General features: G+C 69.0%; 15 protein-coding genes and 1 tRNA gene. 9 read left to right on the top strand and 7 right to left on the bottom strand.

The window, feature by feature from the left end; genetic code table 11:
• Nucleotides 1–134: 134 nt before the first annotated feature.
• The 4 genes from ASF60_RS13885 (at nucleotide 135) to ASF60_RS13875 (ending at nucleotide 3,503) form a co-directional block, all read left to right on the top strand.
• On the top strand, nucleotides 135–1,661 hold the full coding sequence (locus ASF60_RS13885) for a protein adenylyltransferase SelO (protein ID WP_056185781.1): 1,527 nt from the start codon (nucleotides 135–137) through the stop codon (nucleotides 1,659–1,661).
• 88 nt (nucleotides 1,662–1,749) lie between these two features.
• Nucleotides 1,750–2,022: a hypothetical protein gene (locus tag ASF60_RS13880; RefSeq protein WP_244478435.1), complete on the top strand. Its 273-nt coding sequence runs from the start codon at nucleotides 1,750–1,752 to the stop codon at nucleotides 2,020–2,022.
• 115 nt (nucleotides 2,023–2,137) lie between these two features.
• Nucleotides 2,138–2,326 carry a hypothetical protein gene (locus ASF60_RS24505; protein ID WP_056484833.1) on the top strand — a complete coding sequence of 63 codons (189 nt, stop codon included), beginning with the start codon at nucleotides 2,138–2,140 and terminating at the stop codon, nucleotides 2,324–2,326.
• 490 nt (nucleotides 2,327–2,816) lie between these two features.
• On the top strand, nucleotides 2,817–3,503 hold the full coding sequence (locus ASF60_RS13875) for a carbonic anhydrase (RefSeq protein WP_056185778.1): 687 nt from the start codon (nucleotides 2,817–2,819) through the stop codon (nucleotides 3,501–3,503).
• A gap of 34 nt (nucleotides 3,504–3,537) precedes the next feature.
• Here ASF60_RS13875 and ASF60_RS13870 read toward each other — a convergent pair whose 3' ends face one another.
• The 4 genes from ASF60_RS13870 to ASF60_RS13855 form a co-directional block, all read right to left on the bottom strand.
• Nucleotides 3,538–4,878, bottom strand: coding sequence for an adenylate/guanylate cyclase domain-containing protein (locus tag ASF60_RS13870; RefSeq protein ID WP_082507958.1), 1,341 nt, complete (start codon nucleotides 4,876–4,878; stop codon nucleotides 3,538–3,540).
• 244 nt (nucleotides 4,879–5,122) lie between these two features.
• Nucleotides 5,123–5,608, bottom strand: coding sequence for an MmcB family DNA repair protein (locus tag ASF60_RS13865; RefSeq protein WP_056185847.1), 486 nt, complete (start codon nucleotides 5,606–5,608; stop codon nucleotides 5,123–5,125).
• A 138-nt stretch (nucleotides 5,609–5,746) separates the two neighbouring features.
• Nucleotides 5,747–6,547 carry a cobalamin-binding protein gene (locus ASF60_RS13860; protein WP_056185775.1) on the bottom strand — a complete coding sequence of 267 codons (801 nt, stop codon included), beginning with the start codon at nucleotides 6,545–6,547 and terminating at the stop codon, nucleotides 5,747–5,749.
• 5 nt (nucleotides 6,548–6,552) lie between these two features.
• Nucleotides 6,553–7,074, bottom strand: a complete 522-nt coding sequence (locus tag ASF60_RS13855) for a DedA family protein (RefSeq protein WP_056185772.1) — start codon at nucleotides 7,072–7,074, stop codon at nucleotides 6,553–6,555.
• Nucleotides 7,075–7,282: 208 nt separating this feature from the next.
• Here ASF60_RS13855 and pdxY point away from each other — a divergent pair, with 208 nt between their 5' ends.
• The 3 genes from pdxY (at nucleotide 7,283) to ASF60_RS13840 (ending at nucleotide 9,868) form a co-directional block, all read left to right on the top strand.
• On the top strand, nucleotides 7,283–8,131 hold the full coding sequence (gene pdxY / locus ASF60_RS13850; RefSeq protein ID WP_056185769.1) for a pyridoxal kinase PdxY: 849 nt from the start codon (nucleotides 7,283–7,285) through the stop codon (nucleotides 8,129–8,131).
• Nucleotides 8,132–8,262: 131 nt separating this feature from the next.
• The gene (locus tag ASF60_RS13845) at nucleotides 8,263–9,159 is read left to right on the top strand and encodes a PhzF family phenazine biosynthesis protein (protein ID WP_056185766.1); all 897 of its coding nucleotides are present in this window, start codon (nucleotides 8,263–8,265) and stop codon (nucleotides 9,157–9,159) included.
• Nucleotides 9,152–9,868, top strand: a complete 717-nt coding sequence (locus ASF60_RS13840) for an NUDIX hydrolase (RefSeq protein ID WP_056185763.1) — start codon at nucleotides 9,152–9,154, stop codon at nucleotides 9,866–9,868. The genes ASF60_RS13845 and ASF60_RS13840 overlap by 8 nt, the downstream gene beginning before the upstream one ends.
• On the opposite strand, the gene ASF60_RS13835 is transcribed toward ASF60_RS13840, so the two are convergent.
• Both ASF60_RS13835 and ASF60_RS13830 read right to left on the bottom strand, forming a co-directional pair.
• Nucleotides 9,859–10,185 (bottom strand): hypothetical protein, encoded by a 327-nt coding sequence (locus ASF60_RS13835; protein ID WP_056185762.1) that lies wholly within the window; start codon nucleotides 10,183–10,185, stop codon nucleotides 9,859–9,861. The two genes, ASF60_RS13840 and ASF60_RS13835, sit on opposite strands and share 10 nt — an antisense overlap.
• Nucleotides 10,186–10,371: 186 nt before the next feature.
• A complete protein-coding gene (locus ASF60_RS13830; protein ID WP_056185758.1) occupies nucleotides 10,372–10,857 on the bottom strand; it encodes an SRPBCC family protein in 486 nt (161 codons plus the stop codon).
• A 564-nt stretch (nucleotides 10,858–11,421) separates the two neighbouring features.
• Here ASF60_RS13830 and ASF60_RS13825 point away from each other — a divergent pair.
• Together ASF60_RS13825 and ASF60_RS13820 are read left to right on the top strand one after the other, a co-directional pair.
• Nucleotides 11,422–12,990, top strand: a complete 1,569-nt coding sequence (locus tag ASF60_RS13825; protein WP_056185756.1) for a 2-isopropylmalate synthase — start codon at nucleotides 11,422–11,424, stop codon at nucleotides 12,988–12,990.
• Between the two features lie 103 nt (nucleotides 12,991–13,093).
• Nucleotides 13,094–13,169 (top strand) — tRNA-Lys (locus ASF60_RS13820).
• Between the two features lie 376 nt (nucleotides 13,170–13,545).
• Here ASF60_RS13820 and ASF60_RS26030 read toward each other — a convergent pair.
• Nucleotides 13,546–15,352, bottom strand: a 1,807-nt coding sequence (locus ASF60_RS26030) for a family 16 glycosylhydrolase (RefSeq protein WP_082507957.1), incomplete at its 5' end; no start/stop codon positions are given.

Below are 15,352 nucleotides of genomic sequence, written 5' to 3'. Positions count from 1 at the left end.
GATCCCTCTGGTCGGGACAACTGACCGGAGCCATACCCCATGAACGTCGCCGCGCAGGATTTGCCTTGCGGGCTGCCAGACCCCAGCTCGGGGATCGACATGGCCGCCGCGCCCCACACGGGATCACCCCTTCGATGACACCCGCTACCTCCTCCGCCATTCCCTCCGCCATTCCCTCCGCCATTCCCTCCGCCATTCCCTTCGCCAACACCTACGCGCGCCTGCCGGAGCGCTTCTTCGCCGAAGTCGCGCCGACGCCGGTCGCCGCGCCCCGGCTCATCCGGGTGAACGCCGAACTGGCCGCCCTGCTCGGTATCGATCCCGATTGGCTCGCCAGCCCGGACGGTGTCGCGGTGCTGGCGGGCAACCGGGTGCCGGAGGGCGCCGAGCCGCTCGCCATGGCCTATGCGGGCCACCAGTTCGGCAACCGCGTGCCGCAGCTCGGCGACGGCCGGGCCATCCTGCTCGGTGAGGTGGTCGGCCGCGACGGCATCCGGCGCGATATCCAGCTTAAAGGGTCGGGCCCGACCCCGTTCTCGCGGCGGGGTGACGGCCGGGCCGCCCTCGGTCCGGTGCTGCGGGAATACGTGGTCAGCGAGGCCATGGCGGCGCTCGGCATTCCCAGCACCCGCGCCCTGGCGGCCGTGCTCACCGGCGATTCCGTGATGCGCGAGACGGTCCTGCCCGGTGGTGTCCTGACCCGGGTGGCCACCAGCCACATCCGCGTGGGCACCTTCCAGTTCTTCGCCATGCGGGGCGATGTCGACGGGGTGCGCGATCTCGCCGATCACGTCATCGGCCGGCACTATCCGGAACTGGCGCAAGCCGACAATCCCTATCAGGCCCTGCTCACGCGGGTGGTCGAGCGGCAGGCGGATCTCGTCGCGCGCTGGCTCCTGGTCGGCTTCATCCACGGGGTGATGAACACCGACAATTGCGCGGTCTCTGGAGAGACCATCGATTTCGGCCCCTGCGCCTTCCTCGACGCCTACGACCCGTCCGCCGTCTTCAGCGCGATCGACGAGAACGGCCGCTACGCCTACGGCAATCAGCCCGGCATCCTGCACTGGAACCTCACCCGTCTGGCCGAGGCCCTGCTGCCCCTGCTCGCCCGCGAGACGGAGGACGGTGTCGCAGTGGCGCAGGATCTCCTCGGGGCCTTCGGGCCGCGCTTCGAGGCAGCGTATTACGGTGGCCTGCGGGCCAAGCTCGGCCTGACCCGTGCGGAGGAGGCCGACAAGGACCTCGGCCGGGCGCTGCTGGAGATCATGGGCGCGAACCACGCAGATTTCACCCTGACGTTCCGCCGCCTCGGCGAGGCCGCCCTCGGACCGGAGGGTGACGCTGGCCTGCGCACCCTGTTCGACGATCCCGGGGCCTACGACGCCTGGGCGGTGCGTTGGCGCGAGCGGCTCGCCGCCGAACCGATGGACCCCGAAACGCGCCGGGCCGCGATGAACCGGGTCAATCCCGCCTTCATCCCGCGCAACCACCGGGTCGAAGCCGTCATCGAGGCGGCGATCGCCCGCGACGATTTCGGCCCCTTCCACGAACTCGTGACGGTGCTGGCCAAGCCCTACGACGACCAGCCTGCCTTCGCGGCCTATGCCGAGCCGCCCCAGCCGCACGAGCGGGTGCTGCGCACCTTCTGCGGCACCTGACACCCAGGGAGCACCGGCACGCGGTTATCGGTGCTTCCAGAACAGGTCCGGCCGGCGGAGCGTTCACGAGGCAGGAGGACCTTCAGCCATGGCCGACACACGTACGACATCGTCCGAATCGCTCGCCACCGGTCCGCGCGATACCGTCAGCGGCGCGGTCCGGGACGCTCCGGGTGAGCCGATGGAGCGGCCCGGAACCGAAAACGCCGAGCAGGCCGCGCGGACCGGGGGGATCGCGGGAGCCATCGACGGACCACGCCTGACCCCGCAGGGTCGGACCGGCGAGGACGCGTCCGACCCGGATGAAACCGACCCGATGGGCGGCATGAAAACCGGGCAGCCCGACACGGCGGAGGGCTGATCCCGCATTGGGACGCGCGCCGAGACCAGTTGGCCTCCGCGAACCATCCCCTTGCAAAGTTGTTGGTATACCGTATTCCAAGTGGCGTTCTCGCGTCATGCCGAGAGGTGCATCGATGACACAGACAGTGAAGCCGGATCGTCCGATCTGGCCACCCGTTCCCGACACGCGGACGGGCCCGGAGCCCAAGCCTGCCCAAGCTGACACCCCGCCGCCGAATTCGGCCGGCATCGAACGTCCGGCACCGGATTCCGCCCTGATCAAGCCGACCGCCTTCGAGGGCTTCGGCTCGTTCTCGGGCTGAGGACATCGGGCCGGCCGGGATCGCCAAAATCGATCGCGGATCCTCAAGCACCGATCGACCATCAAACCCTCCTTGGCGCGGAAAGCCACGGAGGGTTTCGTCTGTCGGGACACACGGTTCGTTCCCCGCGTGAGGCAGATCCGGGTCTTTGCGCAGGCTGCCGAAGGGTAGTTAATCCCAGTGTATTTCCGTCTGATCGCCGAAGTCGTGCCGCCGCGCACCCGGGCGATGGGACGAATGGATTAAAATAAATCTCTATACTTGTGCAGTTCTACACTTTCCGTCGCGATGTTGCGACCTAATCTGTTCTTCTTGCATCACCGAGAGAACGCAGCGGGGTCGAACGGATGCAGGCGCGCATCGTCCGCTCGTGCCTGCCTCTCGGCGCCTCGCATCTCACCGGCTTGAATCTCACCGGCTTGAATCTCACAGGCTTGCATCCCGGCGCCTCGGCGCGTCGGGCAAGGCCATCACCAGGGAAGGAACAGGTATGGACACGCTCATCCAGGGCATTTCGCAGTTTCGCGGCAACGTCTTCCCCGGGCAGGAGGCAATGTATCGCCAGCTGGTCCGCGACGGGCAGCAGCCTCAGGCGCTGTTCATCGCCTGCGCGGATTCCCGCGTCTCGCCCGAGCACATCACCCAGGCCGGCCCCGGCGACCTGTTCGTGTGCCGCAACGCCGGCAACATCGTGCCTCCGTTCTCGCAGGTGAACGGCGGTGTCTCCTCGGCCATCGAGTACGCCGTGGTGGCGCTGGGGGTGAAGGACATCGTGATCTGCGGCCATTCGGATTGCGGGGCGATGAAGGGTTTGGCCGATACCAAGGCCCTGGAGGCGATGCCGAGCGTCGCCGCCTGGCTGCGCCACAGCCACGCCGCTCAGAAGATCGTCTGCGAGGCCTATCCGGCCGATCTCGACCCCAAGACCCATGCGCGGGTCCTGGCGCTCGAGAACGTCGTGGTCCAGCTCAACCATCTGCGCACGCATCCGAGCGTCGCCGCCGGCCTCGCCAAGGGCGAATTGCGCCTGCACGGCTGGTTCTTCGAGATCGAGACCGGCGAGGTCCTGGCCTATGACGGCGCGCAGTCGCGCTTCGTGGGCCTCGCGGACGGCGCGTCGCTTCCGGTCGCCGACGCCCCGAGCGCCCGGGTGATGACGACCGGACACGCGGCCTGACGCAAACCTGGGCGGCGGCTGTCTGGCCGCTGCCTCAGGCGACGGACGGGAGGGCGGGCTCGGTCTCCGGGGCATCCGCGTCATCGGCCCACGACACCGCAAAGAGCCGCATGTCGCGGGTGTCGCGACAATCCGAGGGCGGCATGGCCGAGAGCCGCAGCGTCGCCAGGGTGGTCGGGCTCAGCAGGCGGATCACGTCGTCCGAGGCCGCGACGGACAGATCTGCGGCCTTGGCCCGCGCCTCGATCCGGGCGAGGCGGTTCATCGGCGTCCCCAGCACGGTGAATTCGGCCCGGTGCCCGTCGTCGAAGACGCCGACCAGGACCTCGCCGGCATGCAGCGCCAGGGTGATGCGCAGGACGGGACGGCCCTCGTCGCGACGCTCCACGTTCAGGCGCGCGAGGCGCGCCAGGATGGTCCGGCCGCAGGCGAGGGCCGCCTGAGCCTGGGCCTGGGGGCGTCCGACGATGAACTGGGCCAGGATGCCGTCGCCGACGTACTTGTCGACGATGCCGCCATGCTCGGTGACGGCCACATGGGTCAGGGCGCGCATGTCGAGCAGCGCCCGCACCACCTCCTCCTGCGCGTGGTTGCGCGAGAAGGCCGAGAAGCCGCGCAGGTCGAGGCCGAACAGGCAGGCGTGGCGGGATTGTACGGTGCCGAGCCCGCCGCCGCTCTCGGCGAGGGCGCCCGCGACCCGGCGGGGCACGAAGCGCGCGAGGCTGGTGCGCTCCCGCTCCATGCGCAGGGCCGTGGTCACCGCCGCCTGGAGGCGCCGCACCCCGTCGATCACCACGAGGCTGGCGGCCAGGAAGGTCAGGAGGCCGGGCACTTCCTCCTCGAAGGTCACGTGCGGGCCGAGCAGCGCGCTCTCGGGGACCAGGAAGGCGAACAGGAGGGTGAGGCCCCACCCCAGGCCCACCAGCCCTGAGAAGGCCGCCGTGTGCCACACCCGCATGCTGAGCCCGGTCTGGAGCAGCAGGAGGAAAGCCGGCAGACGGCTGACGGCCGTGGCAGTCTCCTCGGTCTCCACCGCGCCGACCAGCATGTGCTCGACGAGAAGGAACAGGGCCACGCCGGCATTGAGCAGCGTTGCCGTCCAGGCCAGCCATTCGGTCGTGCGCTCGCCCGCCCGGTCGCCCTGGCTCGCGCGCCAGTCGGCGAGACCGAGGCCGAGGGAGAACAGCGCGTAGATGCTGAGGCCGACCCAGTGATGGGCCGAGTGGTTCGATCCGTCATAGCCCTGCGCGGTGGCGAGCAGCACCAGGACGATGACGAGATGAAGCACCAGCGAGCGGCGTCCCGAAGCCGCCTGGAGGCGGCGCAGGATGGTGGGGTCACCCAGGTTCGGACGGCGACGGGACGGAATGCGCATGACGGGACGATCGATTGGAGGGATCGCGGGGGCTTAGCACCCTGTGCGTCCGCGGCGTCATAACAACTCCGAACCGCGCGTCTCGCAGGTGGCACGGTTCGGCCGCAACTCTGCGTCGCCCTGGCCCGGACGAGGTCCCGCACCTCTCGCAACCCGTGACGCCAGGAATGGCGGGGCTCGACAGCGCGCCGACGGCAGTGATCCGCGGGAGAGCATCATCGCCGGCGATCCGGCGAACGGGATCTCAGAGGGCGCCTTCGCGGATCGCGCCGGGATCGGCCAGGGCGTGCAGCAGGCGCGCCGCGTTGTGGGCGAAGCGCAGGGTCACGGCTTTGCGCCGGGGACCGCTCAGGGGATGGTCGGCGGGATCGCGCAGGATGGCTGCCCCGAAGGCATCGGCGACGATGAGGCCGGCCTCCTCCGGCGTCAGGGTGGTGGAGAGCGTCTCGGGGATGGCGAAGTAGAAGCGGTCGCAATAGTCGCGGTAATCCGGCCATTTCCGATCGGCACGAAAATCGGCCACGCTCGACTTGATCTCCACGATGGTCAGGCGCCCGGCCGGGCACAGGGCGATGATGTCGGCGCGCCGACCGTTCGCCAGGGAAAATTCCGGAATGGTGACGTGGCCGAGTTCGGCGAACAGACGCCGGACGCCGCGCTGGACCTGGAGCGCGGTGGCCGACTGACGCCGGTCGGGCGGAAGGAGGACGGTCGCGAGGGCTGCTGACATACGGCTCTGATGGATCGGGAATTTGTCCCGAATCGGGATCGACCACAGGAAATCAGCCGCCGCGCGGCTTGTCACCTGCGACCCCGTTGCGCGGGCATCGGCGCCAAGCATCACCCGCTAAGCATCACCCGCCGAGCATCACCCGACGGTCAGAACGTCCGAGGCGTGCAGGGCCGCCCGGATCGCATCGAATCCGTCGGTGAGCGCGGCCGGACCCGGCTGCAGGATCAGCGGCGATTTGATTTCGTGGATGCGGCCGGCCGCGACGGCGGGGATCGCGTCCCAACCGGGGCGGGCGCGGATACGATCCGGGTTCACGCGCTTGCCGCACCAGGAGGCGAGGATCACGTCCGGCCGCGCGGCGATCACCGCCTCCGCGGTGACGATCCGATCCTTGGCCGCCGGTTCCCGGCTGAGGTCTGCGAAGACATCGTCGCCGCCCGCCTGCGCGATCAGGTCCGAGACCCAGCCGATCCCGGAAATCATCGGCGCGTCCCATTCCTCGAAATACACGCGCGGCCGCGGCCGGCCGACGCTCTCCCGGGCGACGCAGTCGATCCGCTCGGCGAGGCGCGTGGCCAGGGCGTCGGCGTCGCCAGGCACGCCCACCAGGGCACCGACGGTGCGGATCATGGCGAGGCAGCCGGGCAGGTCGCGCTGGTTGAACAGGTGCACGGCGATGCCGGCCCGGGCCAGGTCGGCCACGATCTCCGCCTGCAGATCGGAGAAGGCGAGCACGAGATCGGGGCTGAGGGCCAGGATCTTCGGCAGGTCGGCCGAGGTGAAGGCCGAGACCCGTGGCTTCTCGCGGCGCACCCGCGCCGGCCGCACCGCATAGCCCGAGACCCCGACGATGCGGTCCTCCTGTCCCAGCAGGTACAGGGTCTCGACCGTCTCCTCCGTCAGGCAGACGATGCGCTCGGGTGGAAAGCACCGCATGGCGCTCAGCCCTTGAAGTAGGCGAGCAGGCCGGCGCCTGGGGCCAGCATCAGGAAGGCCCAGGCCAGGGCCGAGGTCACGTTGGCGATCTGGAACGGCAGGCGTTTGACGCCGAACACCCCGGCGATGAGGGGCACCACGGCGCGGGCCGGGCCGATGAAGCGCCCGATCAGGATGCCGCCCGCGCCCCATTTGCGGCAGAAGTTTTCGGCGCGATCGACGAGCGCGGGGTAGCGTCGCATCGGCCACATCTGCTTGGCGCCCTCCTTGTAGTAGTGCCCGAATTCGTAGGAGACCCAGTCGCCCAGGGCTGCGCCGAAGGCGCCGGCCAGCATTACCGGCCAGAACGGGATGCCGACCGAGCCCATCAGGGCCCCGATGCCGAGAAGCAGGAAGGTGGCGGGCACCAGCAGCGACAGGAAGGCCAGGGATTCGCAGAAGGCGAGGACGCCGACGATGAGCGGCGTCCATCCCTGATTCGCCTCCACGAAGGCAAGGGTGCTGGTGCGGAGGGCTTCGAAATCCATGTCGTCCGGAAATCCATCATGGCTGAGTGTGTAGGGCGCGGGTCGGAGCCCTGACCCCGAATGCGGACCGGACCGGTTGCGCCGCTGTGGCGAAAGCCCTGTGCCGGGGCAAGCCGGGGTCAGACGAAGGAGGGTGCGAAGGCGGGAGACCTTGCGGTAATGGCTGGCACGACCGATCCTTCGGCGCGCGTCTTTGGGAGAAAACGGTTTGAACATCCTCTCGATTCAGTCGCACGTCGCCTTCGGCCATGTCGGCAACGCGTCCGCGGTGTTTCCGATGCAGCGCCTCGGTGTCGAAGTCTGGCCGATCCACACGGTTCAGTTCTCCAACCACACCGGCTACGGCGCCTGGCGCGGCCGGGTGTTCGACGGACCCGCGATCGAGGATCTCGTCGCCGGCATCGCGGAGCGCGGGGTGCTCGGCACCTGCGACGGCGTCCTGTCGGGCTACATGGGCTCGGCCGACATCGGCACCGCCATCGTGCGGGCGGTGGCCTCGGTGCGGGCGCTTAACCCGAAGGCGCTCTATGCCTGCGATCCCGTGATGGGCGATACCGATCGGGGCATCTACGTGCGCCCTGGCATCCCGGAATTCATGCGCGACCAGGCGGTTCCCGCCGCCGACATCGTGACCCCGAACCAGTTCGAGCTGAATCACCTCTCGGGCCTGCCGACCGGGACCCTGGCGCAGGCCAAGCGCGCGGTGGCCTCGGTGCAGGCCCTCGGCCCCCGGGTCGTGCTCGTTACGTCGCTGATCACCGACGACACCCCCGCCGACGCCATCGACCTGATGGCCGGGGAGGGCGGGCGGTTCTGGCGGCTGCGCACGCCGCGCCTGCATCTCGACGTCAATGGGGCCGGCGACGCCATCGCGGCCCTGTTCCTGGTGCATTATGCCCGCACCGGCTCGGCGGCCGAGGCCCTCGGGCTGGCGGGGGCGTCGGTCTACGGACTGCTTCGGCGGACGGCCGAGGCCGGCTCGCGCGAGATCCTGACGGTGGCCGCGCAGGACGAGTTCGTCACGCCGAGCGAGACGTTCCCGGTGGAGACGGTCTAGCCAAGACGGGTTAGCCAAGACGGTCTAGCCAAGACGGTTGACGCGAGACGGTTGAGCCAAGACGGTTAAGGTAAGGCGGTCTAGGCAAGACCCTCCAGGGTTGTATCGCCCCCCGTTCGGAGATCCCCACCATGACGCGCCGCTTCGTGACCCTCGACGTGTTCACCGACACCGCCCTCGCCGGCAACCCCTTGGCGGTGGTGCTGGATGCCGAGGGTTTGGACACGGCCGCCATGCAGGCCCTCGCGGGCGAGTTCAACCTGTCCGAGACGGTGTTCGTGCTGCCGCCCGAGGCGTCGCGCCACCGGGCCCGCCTGCGCATCTTCACACCCGCCACCGAATTGCCCTTCGCGGGGCACCCCACCCTCGGCACGGCTGTGCTGCTGGCGCTCCGCGACCGAAGGGCCGGCCTGACCGACGCGCTGGCCTTCGGGCTCGAAACCACGCTCGGGACCCTGGCCTGTGTGATCGTGCCGGGGGAGGGACGCGGCACCGGCCGGTTCAAGATGCCGGTCCTGCCCGAGTTCCTGGGCGATGGCCCGGAGCCGGACGCGGTCGCCGCCGCGCTCGGCCTGGAGCCCGCCGAGATCGGCTTCCAACGTCATGCCCCGAGCCGCCACGGGGCCGGACCGGGCTTCCTGTTCGTGCCGCTGGCGAGCCGCGAAGCCCTCGGGCGCGCACGCGTGGTGTCGAGCGCGCTCGCGGCCCTGGGACCGGCCGCGGCGCTCTACTGCTACACGCCCGACCCGGAGGGGCTCGGACATCGCTACCAGGCCCGGATGTTCGCGCCTCATCTGGGCGTGGCGGAGGACCCGGCGACGGGGTCGGCGGCGGCGGCCTTCGCGGGGGTGATGATGCAGTTCGAGCCCCTCGGCGAGGGCGAGCACGACCTCGTCCTGACCCAGGGCGTCGCGATGGGCCGCCCGAGCACCATCGGGGTGCAACTCTGCATCGAGGCCGGCGCCCTGCGCTCGGTGGAGATCAGCGGCAGCGCCGTGCTGGTCAGCGAGGGAACCCTGCTTGTCTGATTCCTTCACGTGGACGCGGCTGCGCCACCTCGAAGCGCGGCTGGTGGCGCATGACTGGGCCTGGGCCCGCGACAATGCCGAGACCATCGCCGCCACCTGGGCGCGGCGCTGCGCGGAGCGGTCCGGCCTGTTCGACGGGCGCGTTCTCCTCGCCCGCGCCTGCCGCATCACGGGGGATCGCTGCGAGATCGACCTGTTCGAGGTCGCCTACTCGCAGTTCCTGGCCTTCCGGCTGGCCGGATCGCCCGATCCCGCAGTGACCAACGCCTTCGCGGCCATCGTGCCGTGGACCGCCGACGGCGCGGCCCTCCTCGGCATCATGGGGTCGCACACCGCCAATGCGGGCCAGATCTACTTCGCCTGTGGAACGCCGGACCGGGACGACATCCGCCCGGGCGGAGAGGTCGATCTCGCCGGCAGCGCCGCCCGCGAGCTTCGTGAAGAGACGGGAATCGCCCTGGCCCCGGACGCGGCGGAGGCGTGGGTTCTCCTCAGCGGTGAGAGCCAGCGCGCCTTCCTGCGGCCGGTCCGCTTCGCCGAGGAGGCGGATGCTCTGCTGGCCCGGATGGAAGCGCATCGCCGGGCCGAGGCAGCTCCGGAACTCGCCGGCTTCGTCACCGTGCGGGGGCGCGACGACCTCGATCCCACCCGCATGCCCCCCTTCGTGCGGGCCTACCTGGAGGGCGCCTTCGCGGGGACCTACGGGTAGCCGTAGCGCGCCTTCGCGGCCGCGAGCAGACCGAGCGCTTCCCGGTCCCGTCCACCCTGACAGGCCGTCGCGGCATTGCGCAGGTCGGTGCTGAAGCGCTCGCCCACGGGGGCGTTGAGATTGCCGGTCGCGACATCGCTGTCGACCACCGCCTGAGTCCGGGCGATGGCCGGCCCGCAGCCACTGCCCTGTGGAAGAGGCGCGGCGACCACGGGAGCGGCGGCGACGGCCGCGGCCGGTGGGGCCGAGGCGGTCGGCTTGCAGGCCCCGACGAGGCCGGCGGTGACGAGGACGACGACGAGGCTGACGCGGGACACGGCGGCTCCTGACAACGAAGGTGCCGGCAAACGGCACAGCTTGATCCGGGCCGGTTCTGCGCTGCCTCGCAGGGCCGGTCAATCCGGCATGCCGCTCCGTCCCGGCGAAGCTCCGGAGGCGGAAAACACGGCAGGACGGCGCGAAGGCGTCGCCCTGCCGCTATTTGGCGCCGTTACCTGGCGCCGTTATTTCGACTTGTCGGCGATCGCCTTCAGGCCGGACTCGTAGATGCCCGAGATGGCATCGACCGCGACGGTGTCCGGAGCGCCCTTCGCCTTGAAGCTGCCGGTCCACTTGACCGTCGAGCCCGTGCCCTTCGGCATGACCGACAGAGTGGAGTTGTAGTCGCTGACCGGCAACGGGCCGGAGACGATGGCGTAAGTGTAGGACATCGCCTTGTCGTCACGGGCCGTCTGCGATTCGACGATGGTACCGCCGCCCTTCAGGCTGAGGGTCCGGAGGGACTTGCCGCCCTCCTGCGACAGGACACACTTCTCGATCGCCGGATGCCATTGGCCGATCCCGCAGAAATCCCCGATCGTCGACCAGACCTTGGCCGGAGGCGCCGCGACCTCGGTGGATTTGGCGACGTCGAGGGCATAGCCTGGGAGGGTGCCGGCGAGGAGCGCGAGGGTGGGCAGCGCGAGGGTGCGCGTGAGCGTCCGAAGCATGGTGGGGGTTCCTTCCTGATGTTTTTTCTTGGGTGAGCGGACTGTTTTGCCCGCCGGACCGTGTGAGGCCCGAATGGCAAGCTAGGCAGAGTTGCGCTGGCGGCAATGCGCAGCGATCCGATCGTGGTGGTTATCGCCTGCGATCGAGCGCCAGAACCGCCCCGGAGCTGCCTTCGACCGAAATTCCTGCGTCCCGGCCGCAGCTTGCGGCCTGCCCAGCCAGCCCCGAACCTTGTCAATCCGCGGCCCAGGGTCTACGACAGCCGCCTTCGCAACGGTTCGCGCGCCCCGTCGACGCGCCCTTGCCCCTCGGGAGAGACGAGCCTTGGCCAGTGCCGGCTCCACGCGCCGCTTCACCGACGCCGCTTCCGCGGCGGCTCGGTCGCGCGCGTCTCTTGTCCTCCTGCGTCTCCTTATCCGCCCCTGAGGGCCGTCCGGGCGCGTGCGCCTGGGCTCTCAGGGGAGCGCATCCGCGAGACCCGTGACGGCGCTGACCGCCCGGGCTCCCTCGACACCACCGGCGTCCGCGCCCGTCCGGGGCCACGCCGCGACAGGATTCCTCCGATGACCGCTTCCGTGACCGATTCCACACCCAAAGACCGCGTCCTCATCTTCGACACCACCCTGCGCGACGGCGAGCAATGCCCCGGCGCCACCATGACGCTCGACGAGAAGCTGGCGGTGGCCGAACTCCTCGACACGATGGGCGTCGACATCATCGAGGCGGGCTTCCCGATCGCTTCGCATGGCGACTTCGAGGCGGTGTCCGAGATTGCGCGCCGGGCCAAGCGCGCCACGATCGCGGGTCTCGCCCGGGCGATCCCGGCCGACATCGCCCGTGCGGGCGAGGCGGTGCGCCACGCTGTCCGGGGACGGATCCACACCTTCGTCTCGACATCGCCGATCCATCTCGCGCACCAGATGCGCAAGTCCGAGGACGAGGTGGTGGAGATCATCCTGAAAACCGTGACCCAGGCGCGCAACCTTGTCGAGGATGTCGAATGGTCGGCCATGGATGCGACCCGTACGCCCATCGATTATCTCTGCCGCTGCGTCGAGGCGGCGATCCGATCGGGCGCCACCACCATCAACCTGCCCGACACGGTGGGCTACGCCACGCCGGACGAGTACCGCCGGATGTTCCAGGACGTCCGAAACCGCGTGCCCAACGCCGACAAGGCGATCTTCTCGGTGCATTGCCACGATGACCTCGGCCTCGCCATCGCCAATTCCCTGGCGGGGCTCGAGGGCGGTGCACGGCAGGTGGAATGCACCATCAACGGCATCGGCGAGCGCGCCGGCAACGCCGCCCTGGAGGAGATCGTGATGGCGATCCGCACCCGTGGCGACGTGATGCCTTACGAGACCGGCATCGAGTCGACGATGCTGACGCGCGCCTCGAAGCTGGTCAGCCACGCGACGAACTTCCCCGTGCAGTACAACAAGGCGATCGTCGGCCGGAATGCCTTCGCCCATGAGAGCGGCATCCACCAGGACGGCATGCTCAAGCACACCGAGACCTACGAGATCATGACCCCGGCCTCGGTCGGCGTCGCCAAGACGTCGCTGGTGATGGGCAAGCACTCGGGCCGCGCCGCCTTCCGCTCGAAGCTGGAAGAGCTCGGCCTGAGTTTGAGCGACAACCAGATGCAGGACGTGTTCGAGCGCTTCAAGGCCCTGGCCGACCGCAAGAAGCATGTCTACGACGAGGATATCGAGGCCCTGGTCGATGAGAACCTCGCGACCGCGCACCACCGCATCCGTCTCGTGTCCCTGTCGGTGATCGCGGGTACGCGCGGCCCGCAGCGCGCCACCCTCAAGCTCGATATCGAGGGACGCGTGGTCACCGAGGAGGCCGACGGCAACGGTCCGGTCGATGCCGTCTTCAACGCGATCCAGGCCCTGGTGCCGCACGAGGCCGACCTCGAGCTGTATCAGGTCCACGCGGTCACGGAGGGCACCGATGCCCAGGCCGAGGTCTCGGTTCGCCTGAAGAGCGGCGAACGCAGCGTCACCGCGCGCGGCGCCGACCCGGACACCCTGGTGGCCTCGGCCCGGGCCTATCTCTCCGCCCTCAACAAGCTCTCGGCCTCGGCCGTTCGCCTGCACGCCCAGAGCCCGGCGGCGGTTTAGCCGAGAAAATAACGCTCCGGGGGTGGACACCTCCGGAGCCCTTTGCTATCAGCCCCCTCGTCGCGGCGGACTTGGTGGGCCGCAGCGACCGCCGCAAGGCGTTGGGTGCATAGCTCAGTTGGTAGAGCAGCTGACTCTTAATCAGCGGGTCCAAGGTTCGAACCCTTGTGCACCCACCAAATTTCCTTAGACGGCCGAAGCTCTGGACCTGCGTCCGGAGCTTTTGTGTTTTCTGGATCTTGCGAACATCATGACGACGGCTCGTCCAATCGGGGCCGGTCTCGGCTGGCGCCACGGTCACCGGATCCTGCCTGCGCTGCGGTTCCACCGCGTCGCATTCATCTTGGCGGTCATGTGTGCGGAGGTGGTCCTGGCGCGCTCTGCACCGATACGAGGCCTGAGATTCGGCGGAGAAGGTGCCTGTCGATCGCTTGCTTCGCGCAGGTGAGACGCTGCCGAGCCGTGGATGCGGAACGCGGTCGGTGTCGTTCAGCCCGGCAGCCACACGCCTGCCGGGCTGATGCAAATCAGCGCTTCAATCGAGCCAGCTGGATCTTACAGCAGGTCGTCGTTGGCCCAGACCCGGACGTAGTCGACGTTCATCTGGGCGGTCGGCATGGAGGCGTCGTACTTGCCCGGCCAACTGCCGGTGTCGCCGACGGCCAAGTTGACCAGCATGTACATCGGCTCATTCATATCGCGTGGTGTCGCCATCTCGGCGACTTTCGCCCCGTCGATATACCACTTGAGCGTGTCCTTCTGCCAATCGACCCCGAAGGTGTGGAAGCCTTCCGTCAGATCCTCGGTCTGTACGGGGAAGCTCGTCAGGGTGTGACCGCCGATCTTGGAATGGGCTGACACGTAGGCGGTGTCCGTGTCATGGCCCAGAAGCTCCATGACGTCGAGTTCGGTCCGTCCATTGTTGGCCGCGTTCATCAGCCAGAAGGCCGGCCACATACCCTGGCCCGCCGGCAGCTCGGCGCGCATCTCGAAGTAGCCGTAGGTCTGGGCGAACGACTTGGCCGTGGTGAGCACGCCCGAGGTGTAGGCCAGGCCCAGCGGGTTGCCGTCGTGATCCGGAGCTGCCGTGATCGTGAGCACGCCGTCCGAGACCGAGAACGGGTTCGTACCGACGGATTTATCCGAGTAGTACTGCGCCTCGCTGTTGGCTTCCAAGGTGCGGTACTCGTTGCCGATGCCGAGCGCGCTCTTCCACACCGTGCCTTTGCCGTTCGCGGAGGCGCTGAGGGTGTTGAACTCGTCGGCGAAGCTCAGCTTCATGCCCGGATGCGACGGGTCCGCCGGCAGGGCGAAGTCGCCGGCCTTGAGGTTCGTGAGCGCCACGTTCTGCAAGGTCAGCGTCTCGCCGCCGCCGAGCGCGATGACGGTGTCCGAACCGACCTGCTTGGCTGCCAGCTTCAACTCGGAGAAGCCGTGTAGGTTGACCCCCTCCATGCGGACCTTGTCCACGCCGGAGGCGAAGTCGGTGATGATGTCGCTGCCCTCGCCCTTGGCGATGATGAAGGTATCTGCCCCGCCGCGGCCGGTCAGGATGTCGTTGCCGGCCTTGCCGTTGAGGGTCTGGGCGCCGCCATCGCCGGTGATCATGTTGTTGAGGCCGTTGCCGGTGCCGCTCTTGGCGTTGCTGAAGATCAGGTTCTCGACATTGGCGGAAAGCGTGTAATCCCGCCAGGCAATGATGACCGTGTCGACGCCGCCGCCGGGCGCCTCGACGACCTGATCGCTCGATTGCCAGATGTGATAGGTGTCGTCGCCGGTGCCGCCGGTCAGGACCGCACCACCCTTGTCCCAGCCCCAGATGTCGTCGTGCCCGGCCGTGCCGCTTAGGGCCTTGACGGCATTGTTGGCCTTGATCGTGTGGGTCGGCGTGGCACTTGCGCGGGCTGCCTCGCCCGTCTCAGCCGAGGGCGCAGCCAGCACGGGCGGAGCCACGACCACGGGCGGCTTCGACAGCACGGGGGGAGCCGCGACCACGGGCGTCTCCGCGGAGGCTTCGAAGACGAAGTCGCCGGACTTCAGCGTGCCATTGGCATGGGCGGCGGTGAAGCGGCCGACGGCCGTGCCATGCTCGCGAATCTCGTAGGTGTGCAGCGTACCTTGACGGGCGATCTCGACCACGTTGGCATCGGCGGCAAAGCCGCGGAACACCAGCGTGTCCCCGCCGGCGGCGCCGGCCCCCTCGAAATCGGTGATCCGGTCGAGGGCCGTGCCCGTCAGGCCGGCCGTCCCGGCCAGATCCGCCTTGCTGAAGACGAAGCGGTCGGCTCCGGCCCCGCCCGTCAGCAGGTCGACGCCGAGCCCACCGGTGATGATGTCGTTGCCGGCGCCGCCGTTGATGGTG

Origin of the sequence: Methylobacterium sp. Leaf113, from assembly GCF_001423325.1 — a bacterium.
Classification (GTDB): domain Bacteria; phylum Pseudomonadota; class Alphaproteobacteria; order Rhizobiales; family Beijerinckiaceae; genus Methylobacterium.
The sequence above is the reverse complement of the archived record's forward strand: the minus strand, read 5'-3'. Positions and strand labels throughout refer to the sequence as shown.

Coding starts and splice junctions, on each gene's coding strand:
- ASF60_RS13885 (WP_056185781.1), top strand. CDS start 135: ATGACACCCGCTACCTCCTCCGCCATTCCCTCCGCCATTCCCTCCGCC.
- ASF60_RS13880 (WP_244478435.1), top strand. CDS start 1,750: ATGGCCGACACACGTACGACATCGTCCGAATCGCTCGCCACCGGTCCG.
- ASF60_RS24505 (WP_056484833.1), top strand. CDS start 2,138: ATGACACAGACAGTGAAGCCGGATCGTCCGATCTGGCCACCCGTTCCC.
- ASF60_RS13875 (WP_056185778.1), top strand. CDS start 2,817: ATGGACACGCTCATCCAGGGCATTTCGCAGTTTCGCGGCAACGTCTTC.
- ASF60_RS13870 (WP_082507958.1), bottom strand. CDS start 4,878: ATGCGCATTCCGTCCCGTCGCCGTCCGAACCTGGGTGACCCCACCATC.
- ASF60_RS13865 (WP_056185847.1), bottom strand. CDS start 5,608: ATGTCAGCAGCCCTCGCGACCGTCCTCCTTCCGCCCGACCGGCGTCAG.
- ASF60_RS13860 (WP_056185775.1), bottom strand. CDS start 6,547: ATGCGGTGCTTTCCACCCGAGCGCATCGTCTGCCTGACGGAGGAGACG.
- ASF60_RS13855 (WP_056185772.1), bottom strand. CDS start 7,074: ATGGATTTCGAAGCCCTCCGCACCAGCACCCTTGCCTTCGTGGAGGCG.
- ASF60_RS13845 (WP_056185766.1), top strand. CDS start 8,263: ATGACGCGCCGCTTCGTGACCCTCGACGTGTTCACCGACACCGCCCTC.
- ASF60_RS13830 (WP_056185758.1), bottom strand. CDS start 10,857: ATGCTTCGGACGCTCACGCGCACCCTCGCGCTGCCCACCCTCGCGCTC.
- ASF60_RS13825 (WP_056185756.1), top strand. CDS start 11,422: ATGACCGCTTCCGTGACCGATTCCACACCCAAAGACCGCGTCCTCATC.